Origin of the sequence: Flammeovirga kamogawensis (assembly GCF_018736065.1) — a bacterium.
Lineage (GTDB): Bacteria > Bacteroidota > Bacteroidia > Cytophagales > Flammeovirgaceae > Flammeovirga > Flammeovirga kamogawensis.
The window spans coordinates 597,680-612,238 of sequence record NZ_CP076129.1; the positions used below are offsets into that span (position 1 = coordinate 597,680).

Annotated in this window: 10 protein-coding genes; 1 reads left to right on the plus strand and 9 read right to left on the minus strand. The window is 31.3% G+C overall.

All coding sequences use genetic code 11. The annotated features are described in order from the left end of the window. The first annotated feature begins 57 nt into the window (after positions 1 to 57). A complete protein-coding gene (locus KM029_RS21205; protein ID WP_144075814.1) occupies positions 58 to 2,175 on the plus strand; it encodes a DUF5689 domain-containing protein in 2,118 nt (705 codons plus the stop codon). Positions 2,176 to 2,257: 82 nt separating this feature from the next. Here the strand turns inward: KM029_RS21205 and KM029_RS21210 are convergent, their stop codons facing one another. The 9 genes from KM029_RS21210 to KM029_RS21250 form a co-directional block, all read right to left on the minus strand. After that, positions 2,258 to 3,193 (minus strand): M43 family zinc metalloprotease, encoded by a 936-nt coding sequence (locus tag KM029_RS21210; protein WP_144075815.1) that lies wholly within the window; start codon positions 3,191 to 3,193, stop codon positions 2,258 to 2,260. Between the two features lie 173 nt (positions 3,194 to 3,366). After that, positions 3,367 to 4,791, minus strand: a complete 1,425-nt coding sequence (locus tag KM029_RS21215; RefSeq protein WP_144075816.1) for a TolC family protein — start codon at positions 4,789 to 4,791, stop codon at positions 3,367 to 3,369. 1 nt (position 4,792) lies between these two features. Next, positions 4,793 to 6,142: an HlyD family secretion protein gene (locus tag KM029_RS21220; protein ID WP_144075817.1), complete on the minus strand. Its 1,350-nt coding sequence runs from the start codon at positions 6,140 to 6,142 to the stop codon at positions 4,793 to 4,795. A 12-nt stretch (positions 6,143 to 6,154) separates the two neighbouring features. Next, positions 6,155 to 8,317, minus strand: coding sequence for a peptidase domain-containing ABC transporter (locus KM029_RS21225; RefSeq protein WP_144075818.1), 2,163 nt, complete (start codon positions 8,315 to 8,317; stop codon positions 6,155 to 6,157). 181 nt (positions 8,318 to 8,498) lie between these two features. After that, positions 8,499 to 9,089 carry a GNAT family N-acetyltransferase gene (locus KM029_RS21230; RefSeq protein WP_144075819.1) on the minus strand — a complete coding sequence of 197 codons (591 nt, stop codon included), beginning with the start codon at positions 9,087 to 9,089 and terminating at the stop codon, positions 8,499 to 8,501. A gap of 141 nt (positions 9,090 to 9,230) precedes the next feature. Beyond that, positions 9,231 to 12,254, minus strand: a complete 3,024-nt coding sequence (locus KM029_RS21235; protein WP_144075820.1) for a VIT domain-containing protein — start codon at positions 12,252 to 12,254, stop codon at positions 9,231 to 9,233. Positions 12,255 to 12,494: 240 nt separating this feature from the next. Further along, positions 12,495 to 13,481 (minus strand): T9SS type A sorting domain-containing protein, encoded by a 987-nt coding sequence (locus KM029_RS21240; protein ID WP_144075821.1) that lies wholly within the window; start codon positions 13,479 to 13,481, stop codon positions 12,495 to 12,497. A gap of 117 nt (positions 13,482 to 13,598) precedes the next feature. Next, on the minus strand, positions 13,599 to 13,919 hold the full coding sequence (locus KM029_RS21245) for an antibiotic biosynthesis monooxygenase family protein (RefSeq protein WP_144075822.1): 321 nt from the start codon (positions 13,917 to 13,919) through the stop codon (positions 13,599 to 13,601). Between the two features lie 61 nt (positions 13,920 to 13,980). Then, the gene (locus KM029_RS21250; protein WP_144075823.1) at positions 13,981 to 14,499 is read right to left on the minus strand and encodes a PH domain-containing protein; all 519 of its coding nucleotides are present in this window, start codon (positions 14,497 to 14,499) and stop codon (positions 13,981 to 13,983) included. Positions 14,500 to 14,559 lie beyond the last annotated feature (60 nt).

Here is a 14,559-nt window from a genome sequence, read left to right on the forward strand (position 1 = left end):
TTGATGAGAATTAAACCTCTCATCAAGCAATAGCTTCATATAGTAACAAAAATTATCATGAATCATATTTTTAATAAAGGTCGGTTAATAATCATATCACTTTGTCTGCTTTTTACAGCATGTGTAGATACAGATTATAGTAATCCATCAGAAATTAATAAAGCATTACCAACTGCAACTTTATCTATTGCAGAGTTAAAAGCCTTGCACACAAGTGGTGACAATGATACCACTTCTATCCCTTCAAACAGTGTTATAAAAGGGCAAGTTGTTTCTTCAGATAAAGAAGGTAACATCTACAAAGAATTATATATTCAAGATCCTACTGGAGGTATTTTAGTACGTGTAGACATGTCGCCTGTTTATACAAAATTTCAATTGGGTCAAGAAGTTACTATTGCTTGTGGTAATTTAGTTCTAGGTTCTTATGCTTCAAACATTCAATTGGGTATTCCTTCACTAAATAAAGGGGTTCCTGCTGCTGGTAGAATTCCATCACCATTAGTAAAACAATACTTCAGTACAGGCAAAATAAAAGAAGTTGTAGTCGCAAATATTACAGTAAAGGAACTTATAGAAAACCTTGCTTCTTATGCTGGTAAAAGAGTTAAAATAGATAGCCTTAAGGTTGTTAAAAACGATGCGGGGAAAACTTTTGCAGATGCTGTAAATGAAGCTACTGAAAATCGTTACTTTAACGATGCTTCAACAACAGAAAATATTAATGTTAGAACAAGTGGTTTTTCAGATTTTGCAGGTGATAAACTTCCTGAAGGAAAAGGTACTATATATGGTGTAGTTTCAAGATTTAGAGACGAGCCTCAACTTATTATTAATAACCCTGCAGAGGATATTGTTGATTTTAAACCTGTTGAAGATCAAAAACCTTCTGGACCTATTACCATTAAAACTGTAGACCAATTGAACGAAGCGTTTGATGGAACAACAAAATATGATGAAATAGATATCCAAAATTGGGCTAATATTTTTGAAGAGGGTACTAGAAAGTGGTATATCAATGAACATAAAGGAAATACATACGCAAATATTTCTGTTTTTAAAGCAAATGAGAAAAGAGTAAATTGGCTAATCACTCCTAAATTAAATGTTGTTGCTGCTAAGGATAAAACTATTTCTTTTAGAACTAGAGAGGAATTTTCTAGTGGAGCTATTTTAAAAGTGATGGTCTCTGCAAATTACGATGGTTCTGCAGCTCCTTCTGACCCTAAATTTACATGGACAGAAGTAAATGCAACTTTAAGTAATGATGGTAAAAAAGGTTATGGTACCTGGGTATCTTCGGGAGCGGTTGATTTATCTTCATATGGAAATGTGGTTGTGGCTTTCTATTATGAAGGTGAAGATGGTGTAACCGATGGTGGTTATTCTATTGATGATATTGTTTTTAATTATACAAAAGATCCAATTATACCGGGTCAAGGATATGTATTATTAGATACGATTAAGAGTGATCATACATTAATTCCTAGTATAACTGCTCAATTTAGTTATACTGATCAAGAAATTATTCGTCATGATGGTTATTACTTATCTTATAATGAAGATACTGAAAACCCAATTTGGGTAGCATATGTACTTACAGCTGCAGATGTTTCAGGTAGTATTTCTAGAACCGATGATTTTAGAATTGATACAAGTATATCTACAAAATCTACTAATGGTAAATCATTTAGAACAGGAGGAAGTTTAAACTATACTTACGATCGTGGACACATTAAACCAGCTAGTGATTCAAAATTATCAACTTCTGAAATGAGTGATAGTTTTTACATGTCAAATATGTCTCCTCAAACAAGTGAGTTAAACCAAAAAGAATGGCGTTACTTAGAAGAACATGTACGAGATCTTGCAACTCAAAATGGTAAAATTTATGTTGTTTCTGGACCTGTGCTAGATAATAACTACCACGAATGGATTGACAGAGGTGTTGATGATGATGGTGATGGTGACATTGACAAAGTAGCTGTACCAAAAGCTTACTACAAAGTGGTGTTAGTTCTTAAGAATGGTACTCCAGAGGTTCACGCTTGGATACTTCCTAATCAAGATAAGTCACAAGGTAAATTAAATAAATATTCTACCTATAAGGTAACTTTGAAAGAGTTAGAAGCGAGAACAAATATTGATTTCTTTAATAGAGTTCAAGGTTTGTAAACTCTTATTTCTCAAAAAAGAAAAGACTCCAATGCTAGGATTTCACCTGTGCATTGGAGTCTTTTTTAATTAATATTTTTTCTTATTCAATAATTACCCCCCTCCTACTTTCACTTTTAAGTACTGCATTCATTTTGTCACATTGTCCTTGAGTAAACATATTTTTGATTACAGAATAATTCATGAAATTATTATTATGAGGAGGCCCAAAAAGATCATTACACGGTCTGTAACCCATTACAAACATATAAGGAGTATCATCAATTTCATCATCATAATCATTGGCATAAAATTGAACTCCATCCCGTTCGTAAATTAATTCATTTATCCCATTTTCGATGTAATTTTTCATTTTATCACAATCGATTTCACTAGGATACGTTTTGCCAAAAGTATGATATAAACCCAGGTAGTGTCCTAATTCATGTATAAATGTAGTTGAAATAATGCCTTTATCAAGCGTTTTACCATAAACGTAAATCCCTCCTTTTATCATATCATTTGCTCCATCACTTCCTGCAATTCTTGTATGCCCAAATCCATCAGAATCTGTATAAGGAATCAAGAAAAAGTTTACATATTTACTTCCATCTATATCTTGATGTTGCTGTCGGACAAACGCTCCTGCAACAGAATCTTCTAAATCGGTTGTAAGTTTTGTAGTTGTCATAGCAGCAAACTCTGTAGTATCAAACAAAAATACGATTTTTGGTATTTGATAAACACCTTCAAAACCTTTTTCAATATCTTGATTTGGAAGAGCCTGAGTAAGTGTGGTATTTATAGAATCTACTAATGCTAAAACTTGGCTTTCAGTATAAAAACTATCTTCAGAAGAAAACTGATGTACTACTAATCTTAATTTAGTAACCCCATCTACGTCATTCCATTTATTATTAAACTTCTCTATCTCAGAATATTCAATTTTTGGAACGGTCATATTTATTTCTTCTTCTTGTTTTGAGCATGAAATAAAAGCTATTAAAATAAATAAAGAGAGGTATTTACAAAATGTCATATTAGGTTCTAAAGTTTTAAGAATAGAAAGTGATTATTATTAATTACTTCTATTGACAATCAATTTTACTACTATGACAAATATTAATAAATAAGAATTTCAATAAATAATAAAAAGCATCATCTGATTATATTCAAATGATGCTTTTTAAAACAAATAATTAGGACATTTTATTAAGGTCTCACAGGAGGCACACCAGCTGTCCAGTTTAATTCAGCTACAGATTTTGCATATTCTGCTTTCATCTTAAATAGCTTCGTCTCGGCTTCTAAAAGCTTCCCCTCTCTTACATTCATGTAAAAGACAGTACTTTCTCCGGCTTCAAATTTATCTGCTTCACCTTGAAGTAAAATTTGATAATTGACTGACATTTCTTGTTGCATATCTGTCAATTCAACATAATTTTCTACCGCAATAAATGCCCTTCTAATATTATTGGATATTTCTCTCTTCTTCATTATCATTGAAAGTTCATTATCCTGAATTTTCAATTTTGTCATTTGCAGTTTTGCTCTTTCTTTTCTTAAAAATAGAGGCATTGAAAATGTTGCTCCAAACTTATAGTTTTCTCCTAACCCATATTCCCAACCACTTACCGGAGTTGTTCCTAAATAGTTATATTTTAAATTCAGTTCTGGTTTTACAGATTCTTTTGCCATTCTTTGATCAATAGCTAAAACAGCGTTTTTTGCCTGTAAACCAACAATATCTGGATGAGCAATGTTCGCATCAACAATCAACTGCTCTACAGAGGGAAGTACTTCTACTTTTAATTCCTCTGGTAGAATCTCTGGTAATAATTCCAATGGTTTACCATCGTCTGTCCACATATGATTTGATAATACCAAACGAGCTTTTTGCAAATCCATTTGAGCCATTCTCAAATTAATTTCTCTTTGTTGAATTGTTATTTTTGCTTCAACTCCATCTACAGTAGCCAAATCACCTTGTCGAATTCTTTCATCAACAGATTCCATTCTGAATTGAGCAAGTTCATACCCTTCTAATGCTAGTCTATATTGATGGTAAGTATAATACCACTCCCAATAATCTTTAGCGATCTGTAATATCAACTTATTGATTAACTTTATTTGGTCTGCTTCTGCCAATTTTTGCATGGCATGACTTTTCTTTACAGCAGCTCTACGTTCATCCATCAAAAGGCCTTTTAAAACAGGAAGTTCTAACCCAATATACATCAGACCATTTCCTCCGTCAGTATCATTTTCAGGATTAAGTTTATACCCATCATTTCGCTCGTAGCCCACATTAATATTACCAGCCCAAAGTGGAATCTTTGCATAAGAATTCCACTTCTGATAGTATTCATTGTTTTTAAATACTTTCTGATCATACTTCGATTCTAATTTTGGATCAAAGTAACCTTTACCCAATCGAATTTGCATTTGACCTTGTTCTGATAATAATTCAGCTTGTTGAGCTACAGGATGATATACCATTATCATCTGGTATAATTCATCTAGCGTTAGCTTCTTAACTGTACTATCCGCTTTTATTTCTTCTATATCTTGAGCAAAATTATTTGATATTAAGCTTAGAGAGAGGATACACAGTAAGTAAGAAAATATTCGATTCATACTATTTCTTTTTCTTTGCTACAGGGTTATCCAAACTTGGAGGGAAACCATTAATTTGACGCCATAATTCGTACCAAATTGGCACTTCCTCTAGCATTACCCATCCAAATACACCTGTACCCATTCTTAATTCTTTCGGCCAATCCTCATCTTTTTCGTTTGAGTCTTGGGTAATTAATACTCTAAAAGTACCATCGGGCTGATTCATGAAATCTACAACCTCTACTTTACCTCCAAAAGTACCTACAGAAACACTCGGCCAACCTGAAAATTGAATTGAAGGCCATCCATCAAATCGTAAACGAACATGTCTTCCTTCTTCAATCAAAGGCACATCCATTGTTTTTATATAAATAGCAGCCGCTAAATGAGGTTCGTCTGGCACTAATGTTAGCAATGCCTGACCACTTTTTACGTTTTCTCCTATACCACTATTTAGTGCTTGTACGACCACACCTTTTTGTGGAGCACGAATTACTCGCATACCAGCACGGATTTCCATACTCGAGAGTTCATTTCTAGCTTTTGCTAAAGAACCTTCACTATCTGCAATATCAGATAGTGTAGTACTTAACTCTGAATCTGTTTTTGCAATCTTATCAAGTACTTCATTTCTTGCTGCATTCTTACCTAAAATAGCGTTCTGATATTCATTTATCGCCATTTCAAATTTAGTTCTTGCACCAACTTCTTTAGATTTCGCCTGTTGATATTTACTTCTAACACCTTCTAATTTGGTTAAAGAAATAAGTCCTTTCTGATGAAGTTCTTGATTGGCTTTGTATTGCCTATCAGCATTTGTCAAGTCAATTTTAGATGCTTCCCAAGCAATACTATCACTTTCTACTTTTAGAATACTTTGTTCTATCTTATTATCAAATTGCTTTAATTTAATAATTAACCCTTCCTCTAAAGCATTTAACTGACGTTCTTTTGCTTCTACTTTGTCTTTTTTGGCATTGATTGCTTCACCTTTTGCCATAATACCTTCTTCCAAACGTAAAATCATGTCTGGATCAATATATTTATCTTTAATCTCAGCAATTGTAAGCAATACCTGTCCAGAATCTACATGTTGCCCCTCTCTCACATTCCATTGTGCAATTGTTCCATCTATAGGGCACTGTATTTTTTGAGGTCTGTCTTGAGGTGTCAATGCGGTCATTTCTCCTCGTGCACGTATATTTTGTTGCCATGGAAGAATTAAAACTATTCCCATAAGTACAAGAATAGCAATAAGCCACCTTGCTACTTTTTTAGCTTCAGAAGGTGTTTTTAAAGTATTTAATGAGCCATACCTTCTATCATATTCTTGCTGATCTGAAGGCTTCTTAGGTGTTATATTTAGCATTTTAAATCAGAATTAAGCGTTAAAAGATGTTGTAAGGAAACATTGTTTAAAACTGTCTTGATCACGTAGTTCATCAACAGTTCCTATAGCTTCTACTTTACCGGCACTCATTATAGCAACTCGGTCACTTAAAGTTGATAAAATTGGATCATTCCCAACAAAAATTAATGTCCAAGGATTATTCTTATCTGTTAAGAAAGTAAGAATTTTCATTCTCACATGACTTTCTAATTCCTGGAAAGTTCTGTTTAAAATCAATAATCTTGGATGGTCTACGATACACCTTGCCAAAATAAATCTAATGACAACACTCTCAGAGAATACTTTTCCTCCTGCTGCTATAACCGTTTTTAAACCTTGAGGTTGTTTCTCTACAAAGTCAAGAAGTTCTACACTTTTTAGTGCCCAAATAATATCTTCATAAGAAATATTATCTCTTCCCATTGTAATGTTTTCTAAAATAGAACCATCAAATAATTCTTCATCTGATAAATTCTTAGAAATATCACTTCGTAAACTTAGTAAATCTACATCTCTTAAAGAGTGGTTATCATAGCTTATACCCCCCTTATAATTATTAAGGAAGCTACCTAATGCAAGAATCATGGTATCTTTACCAGAGGAATTGTACCCTGCCAAGCAAATACGTTCACCAGACTTGATATCAATATTAACCCCGTTCAGTACTTTTGTTCCATTTGGGAAAGTGTAATGCAAGTCTTTCATTTTTACTGTAAGACCTTTTTTTAAATTCGGGTTTAATAATACTCCACCTTTTCTTTCTAAAGGTAAGTCTGTAACATGAGCAATTTTATCTACAGCTGTAAGCATATCGTAGGCCACTTCCATAGAAAGTACTAATTTTTCTGAAGCAGATAACACTAAAACGATAACGATTTCTGAGGCGACAAATTGACCTAAATTAATTTCTCGATTAATTACCAACCAAGAACCAATTATAAGCAAACCACCAGTAACTAATGTTTTAAAAATATACACATACAAGAACTGATTTATCACTACACCAAATTGTTTGTTTCTATAATAGAGGTAATGATTTGTTAGGTTTTCTGTTCTTTCTACAGGTAAAGAAGTATTTCCGGCTATTTTAAAAGAAAGCAGCGTTCTTGCCATTTCTTCTAACCAATGCACTACTTTATATTTATACTTTGATTCTACCATATTGGCATCCAAGGCTTTTGGACCTGTTATGTAGAATAAAATTATAAGCATACTTATTAATACCATTCCAAAAACTATAAATAATGGATGGTAAAATGAGAGTAACATCATTCCAAATAGAATCTGTAAAATTGCACCTGATAGATCTATTAAGAATTTAGGTAAACTCTTCTGTATAGTTAGAACATCAAAAAACCTGTTCATTAACTCAGGAGCGTAACTTCCTAAAAGTGACTCTAGTTTTATTTTTGGTAGCCTAAAAGCAAATTCAAAAGCTGCTTTTACAAATACTCTTCTTTGTAATGTTTCCACCACTTTTAGCTGCATAATTTGTAATCCGCCTGTAAACATAGTTACAACGATTACTAAACCTATCATTACAGATATAGAATCTATTACAACACCGCCCGCAATCAACTCTATTACAGTTTGAACACCTAGTGGTAAAACCAATCCAAATAATGAGATTAATAATGCATATAAATAGATGTAACCAATATCCTTCTTCTCGGCAGAAAGTAACCTATATAATCTTGCTATAGATGAGTTTTTCTTCTTTGTTTTCTCATCAGAGATCATTGGGTTATTGGAAATAGGAACAGCATATTCTACCTCCCCATCATCGTTTCTAACTAAATGATCTAAAGCTATTGTTAAGTTTATATCCGATTCTTGACCTAGAACATCTAAAGCTGTTGCTACAACTTTCCCTCTATCATCAGCACAAAAAATAACGGGTACTACAGAGCCATCTAAATTACATTCAGCAATAAACGGTGTAATACTTTTTTCTAAATGAGAAGTTAATTGATTAATTGTTCCTTTATTTCTAACAATTGCTAAATCAATTGCATCTGCATAACGCACAAAAATTTCCCAGAAATCTTTCCCTTCAATTGAGTCAACTATTGGCTCTTGAAAATCTGTTTCAATTGGATGATTGATATGAGATGACAGAAGATAACTAAGTTTCTTATATCCTTTGTTTGTCATTATTTTTAGTAATATAGATTCGTGACGTAGTAGTGTTAAGTTGAACACAAAATTAATAGAAATGTTTAGAGGTTAATATCTACTTTATGCAAATAGAACATAATAATCTCCGCATTAATATTAAATTTTGTTATTCCAATAACCGTAGATTATAATTTCGTTTAAAATTTGTGATTCCAAATTATCTTTTCATTTTGAATAAGAGAGATTTTTTAATTACATCCCACTCATCTCGAACAATAGAAAAAACAACTGTATCTCTTAAAGTACCGTCTAAGCCTATTTGATGATTTCTAAGAATTCCATCTTGTTTAGCACCAAGTCTTGCGATAGCATTTCTAGAAGCATGATTATGCCAATGTGTTCTAAATTCTACGGCAATACATTTCAATTCTTCAAATGCATATTTTAACAGAAGATATTTACATTCTGTATTTACTCCCGTTTTTTGAAATGATTTCGCATACCAAGTTGCTCCAATCTCTACACGTCTATGCATAGAAGTTACATTTAGAAAACGAGTAGTGCCGATTATCTTATTGGATTGTTTATCTACAACTGCAAAGGGTAAACCATTGTCATAATGAAAAGAATTGAGTGCAGATTCAATATATTCATCAATCGAATCTTTTGATGGTACAGAAGTAAACCAAAGGTTCCATAATTCTCCATCATCAGCTGCTGCGATTAATTGTTCTTTATGGTCTAATTGTAATGGAATAAGCCTTACTAAATCTCCTTCTAATTCTATTCTTTTAAGCCATTTCCCCATAATAAAATCCAAATGATGTTATAAAATATTGAGCATAATATTGTTTAAACAAAAATAAGGGAGAAATAGTATTCCTCCCTTATTTTTAAAGTAATTTCACATTATATAACTTGTAGTACTGTATTGTACAGCCTACTGTTTTTAATTGGCAACTTTAAATTCTAATGTACCAATATCAAAAATTCCTTTCTGGATTTCTGAAAGCTGTAAACTTACAAGTTGACATTGCTCATCTGTTGTTCCATAATTTGTATACAAAAATGCTCGAACTGTAACAGGACCAAACAATGATTGTTTAGAATTTCCGTAATAATGTGTTTGTACTACATAATTTCCATCTACAGCATATTTTAACCTAAACTCTTCGGGTCCGTACCCTTGCGTTAAATCTTGAGATATAATTCCACCAATTAATGTATTCTTATGTTGATAATAACACTTTTCTTGTAATGGATCGGTAACCCACAAATCAATATCAGTATCTAACATATCCCAATCAATTACTATTCTTATATCTACAGGCATATTATAAACAAAGCGTTTATCAATACCAGAAACATCTATTTTATCTGAATGTTTTGCAATTAAATCGTTCATTTCATGTAGAAGTATGATATCAATATTCCCAAATCTTCTACTTATATCTTCAGAAAATTCTCCTCCGATAGTAGAATAATAGCAATCAACACTTTTCTGAAATTCTCCTTTATCTGCATAAACAAAAGCAAGATCTCTAAAATTTTGAGGCTCGAATGGTCTTAAATCAATTAGTTTTTTGAAAACATAGATTGATATATTGTATTGCTTAAACTCTTGTAATTTTCTACCTAACGTTCTTAAAATTTCGTGGTTTTCAAGATCAATTTCCGCAAGGTTACTAATAACCTGAAGTGCTAAATCTGATTTACCTTCCTTATAAAAATAGGAAGCTACATCATAGAAAAAAGAGGGTGTTTCAGCATATTGCTTTCTAAGTATATAATAAGTTTCTAATTGACTTCCTCCTTTATGTGCTTTAAGTTCTTTTAAATATTCAGCATCAGAATCATAAGTATTTAATTTCATTAATGATTTAGTTCTTCTGCTCCCAACCTTCTTTTTTAAATCCATAGTTGCAATTTCATCTGCGGGAGCCGATAAATAGAATGCATCTTCTTCCAACTCCATTTCCATGTCCTCTGCTCCTTCCTGATTTACATCTGAAACACTTTCTATACAAATTCCTGGCACAACTCCTTGAAGATTCATTTGACTTTCCTCTTCATCAAAGTTTTCAATAATGGTTTCTTCATCTGGTACTTCAATAACCCCATTTATAGATTGGTCTCTTTTATTATTTTGTTTTTTTTCTTTTCTTTTTAATAACTCTTCCTTAGCAAAGTCCGTCTTATCTTCTGCGTTTTCCCACCATTCAATATCTTTTTTAAACTGTGTCCATACTACATCTAAATGGGCTTTCTTGTTTTTCTGTTTGTTTGAAGTTTTTTCTGCTACTAACCTGTTGTATTCTTTTAATAAAGAAGGTGGTGGAGTTATTTCGTGCTGAACATAATCTTCTATTCTATCTAGAACTATAAATGATGTATAATCTGTAACAATACTATATTCTTTGCCTAAGGCTGTTATTTTCTCTTTGTTCTTTTTTGATTGAATAGATAATTCATCAATCTGTTTTTGAGCCCACAGTTTTTCAATTAAAGAAAAGTCATTTTTATCATTCTTTATAATAGTAAATGATTTTGATTCAGTCACTTTTCCATTATAACCAAAGTTCAATTTTATTTCACTTTTACTACCTTTCAAAACTCCTGTAATTCCAAAATTACCCTCTATTAAAGTTGCTCTGCTTGGGTATACTTTGTCAATTTCATTATTATCATATTGAGCACTTATAAATTGTAACGGTGGATGTGTAATTAAATGGATCGCATTTTCTATTTGCAATTTCTGTAAATCTATAAACACCCCATTATTTTGAACTGCGATAGATTTTAAAAAAGTTTTATCAGCAATGCTATTTGCACTAATAGTATAAATAGGTTTTGTAACCTGAATTAGAGCTGATGGAGAAAAGTTATTGATTCCATCTGTAAATAATAAAAACTCGTTGGTTTGAATATTATCAAATAATGACTGATTAATAATTGTGGCTCCATCATAATTTAAAGTATTGATGTAGTTTTTTAATGCTGTTATATCTCCATTCTTAACAGAAAATTTTCTTTTCTTATGTGCTTTAATATTAAATGGAACAATTTCAATTTCAGCATTTCTCGTCCATTCAATATAGTTTTCTAGAAAAACAATATCCTTATTTATTTCTGCGGATGTTCTAGAACCTGAAATATCCCAAAGAACAGTTATTTTTTTTGGTTTGCTTTTTAATTGAACAGACGCTAAAGGTTGTGTATTAATATAAAAGTAATTTTGATTATTTACAGTCCCCTTAGAAGTAACAATCTCTTTTAAGTTGTCCGACTTTGGAAGATCAAAAGATAAACTCTTGGTTAAAAGAATGTTTGTCTTTTTATAATTACTGATAAATGCTGAGTGTTGCTTATCAAATTTTAAGGTAATGTTATTCTTTGTATTTGTAGGAACTACAAGAGGTCTATTTACTACTTCAACATGAACTTCAAAATTGTCTAATTTATTCGTAAAATTTAATGGAAGGTTGTAATACAAACCGTTATCATTTACTTCTAATTCATGATCAAAAGCCACAATGCACTTTTTATACTCTTTAGGGTTTAAAGGATAAAGTGATGTTTTGAAATTTTCTCCAACTGTTTTTTCTAAGATACCTGGATCAATTTGTTGCCTTACTACTTGTTCAAATACTTCTTTTGCTTTTTCTTTCTTAACAACAACACCTTCTCTTAATTCTCCATTTACATCAAGAGCATATCTAGAAACTACTTGCCCTGCTGACAAAGGAAAATTTAGATCTCCTTTTAAGATATTATCGCCATAATTGTAAAAATGCATTTCCATTGTTGTTGTGGCAATATTATCCACAACAAGAACATCAATATAAAGTTTTCTTAATGCAATTGAATCACTTTCATCTATCTGATTAATAATTACATTGGGCATTAAAATTTGTGCAGTGAGTGTAGTATTTAATACTACATACGATAAAATAACAAAGAGTAGCTTTTTCATAAAATACTAGTAATGAGTGAGAATATAAGTTCTTGCGATAATATTAAGGTGTTTATTTATATCATGACTACCAATTAAATTAACATTACCATCCTTCGTTTTAGTATTTTTATCAAAAATTAAACAATGGAATAAGCTCAAATAACAAAACTAACTATTACTTTTTAAGTACTTATAGATGAAAAAAAATCACTCTACAATAATTAGTAAAGTGATTCTTATGAAGTCTAATACATCATGCTATTGCATCTGAAACTTGATAATATCTTTTTCCTTTCCTTGCAAAAGATGCATTACAAATACACCTCTACCCCAAGGAGTAGAAAGTTGTTGACTATTGATGTTATCAAATGATTGATAGACCAACTGCCCAATCTGGTTGAAGATCATAATTGTATATGGCTCATTATTATTTACATCTAAATTGATTGTATTACCTGCAGCTTGTGGTACGGGATAAATAATTCCATTAATATCTTGACTTTCCTCTTCATTATAAACCACTTGAATAGGACCAAATAATTCATTTTTACCATCAAGATCTACCTGATTTAAACGAAAATAACCTGTGCCACTACGAATTATATAATCATCATATTGATAATCAATCTGAACATTACTATTTCCGGCTGCAAGTATAATTTCTAAGGTTTCCCAATGCCTATTATCAGATGAGAATTGTACCTCAAAATGCTTACTGTTTATTTCAGAAGCTGTACTCCAATATAAAGATGTACCATTATCAAAAACCTCAGCTTCAAAACTGATAAGTTCTACGGGGAGATCTTCATCTGGATTACCACATTCTGCTTCAGGATCAAATCCAATAATTTCGTCTTTAAAAGTTACTCCATCATCAAATTCTATACAGCTTTCTCCTGAATCATCATCCCAAATTACTTCAGTGTCACCATCTTTATTAAAGACATTTACTTCTTCAGCAGAGAATTCTAGATCGCCTCCTAGCATCACAAACTTTACATTAGCTAGGTGAATTGAACCGTGATTTGTTAACTTTAAAACACCTCCTGAATATATTTCATAAGTAACGTTTGTTATTTTGTTGTCATCTTCTTCTACAATAGTAGTAATCGGAACAACTGTTTCTTTATAATTAATAGATTTATCTTCAATGTATTTCTGACCTTTAGTTAAATGTATCGACAAAAGAGTTATAAAAAGTATGAAAGTAATACTTTTTATAACTGCTGATTTATTCATTTTCATAATAAATTCGTTTAATATAAGAGTATTAAACTGTTATATTAACTCATTATGAATGTCACCTGTATAGGTAAAATATTTAACGTTTAGTATGGTTTACACTTAGGTTTTTAATATATTTTAAATATCTCCCAACCCATAGTCTCGTTCTACCTTACAAATCCTAGTTTTATAGTTTTTATACCAACTTTCCCTTCCCTTATTTCTAGCTTCCGTATGTTCTATATTTTCTTTCCAGGCTTTGATAGATGCTAAGTCTTTCCAATACGAAACAGTAATTCCTATATCTTCACGTGCTGCTTCAAAGCCAAGAAAACCATTTTGTTTACTTACCATTTCAACCATTTTATTAGCTGTGTCAGCGTATCCGTCTAAGGTATCTGTTACAATTGATGTAAAAATAACTGCATAATAAGGTGGCTTAGGAGTTTTTGCTATCATTTTTCTAATTGTTCTATTAAATAAAAAATCACCTTAAATTTATATTAAGGTGATTGAATTATTAAGCAGTTTCTAAAGATAAGGAGTTTACTAATAATAGATCATCTGGCGATAAAACTATCTTTTCTCCGGATTTAAGAAATGCTATGATATAATTTTTCCTTTGTGAAATATAAAAAGTGAGTTTCCCGTATTTTTTATTTGAAAACTTACCGAAATATCCAAAAAAACCACCTACTCCAAATGTTCTGATTGTATTTCTCATCTCACTCTTTGTTGGTGTTATAATCTTTTCAATTTCTTCCAATTGATACGATTTATTTTTTCCTCTACGGAGAATAATCAATTTATTATCTGTAACTCGATAGCCTTTTGGTGCAAATAAAAAACAAAACGCAAAAAATGCTACCATTACCACAATAATAAATAAGTGCAACAAATTTTCTGAGAATAAATTTGTGCTGTAATACATTAGGTTAATTATACTATTATAGGTAACAAATACAGAAATTGAAATTGTAAATGCAGTAAGAATTTTAGCTAATGTATCTAATGAGGTTGAATAAAATTTATCATTCATAGTTTTTAAGTTAATTAGTATACTTCAATGTACTAAAAAAAGAGGTAACCATAAACTGTT

Excerpts from the sequence above, each read along its gene's own strand:
- KM029_RS21205 (WP_144075814.1), top strand. The coding sequence starts at position 58 with ATGAATCATATTTTTAATAAAGGTCGGTTAATAATCATATCACTTTGT.
- KM029_RS21210 (WP_144075815.1), bottom strand. The coding sequence starts at position 3,193 with ATGACATTTTGTAAATACCTCTCTTTATTTATTTTAATAGCTTTTATT.
- KM029_RS21215 (WP_144075816.1), bottom strand. The coding sequence starts at position 4,791 with ATGAATCGAATATTTTCTTACTTACTGTGTATCCTCTCTCTAAGCTTA.
- KM029_RS21220 (WP_144075817.1), bottom strand. The coding sequence starts at position 6,142 with ATGCTAAATATAACACCTAAGAAGCCTTCAGATCAGCAAGAATATGAT.
- KM029_RS21225 (WP_144075818.1), bottom strand. The coding sequence starts at position 8,317 with ATGACAAACAAAGGATATAAGAAACTTAGTTATCTTCTGTCATCTCAT.
- KM029_RS21230 (WP_144075819.1), bottom strand. The coding sequence starts at position 9,089 with ATGGGGAAATGGCTTAAAAGAATAGAATTAGAAGGAGATTTAGTAAGG.
- KM029_RS21235 (WP_144075820.1), bottom strand. The coding sequence starts at position 12,254 with ATGAAAAAGCTACTCTTTGTTATTTTATCGTATGTAGTATTAAATACT.
- KM029_RS21240 (WP_144075821.1), bottom strand. The coding sequence starts at position 13,481 with ATGAAAATGAATAAATCAGCAGTTATAAAAAGTATTACTTTCATACTT.
- KM029_RS21245 (WP_144075822.1), bottom strand. The coding sequence starts at position 13,919 with ATGATAGCAAAAACTCCTAAGCCACCTTATTATGCAGTTATTTTTACA.
- KM029_RS21250 (WP_144075823.1), bottom strand. The coding sequence starts at position 14,499 with ATGAATGATAAATTTTATTCAACCTCATTAGATACATTAGCTAAAATT.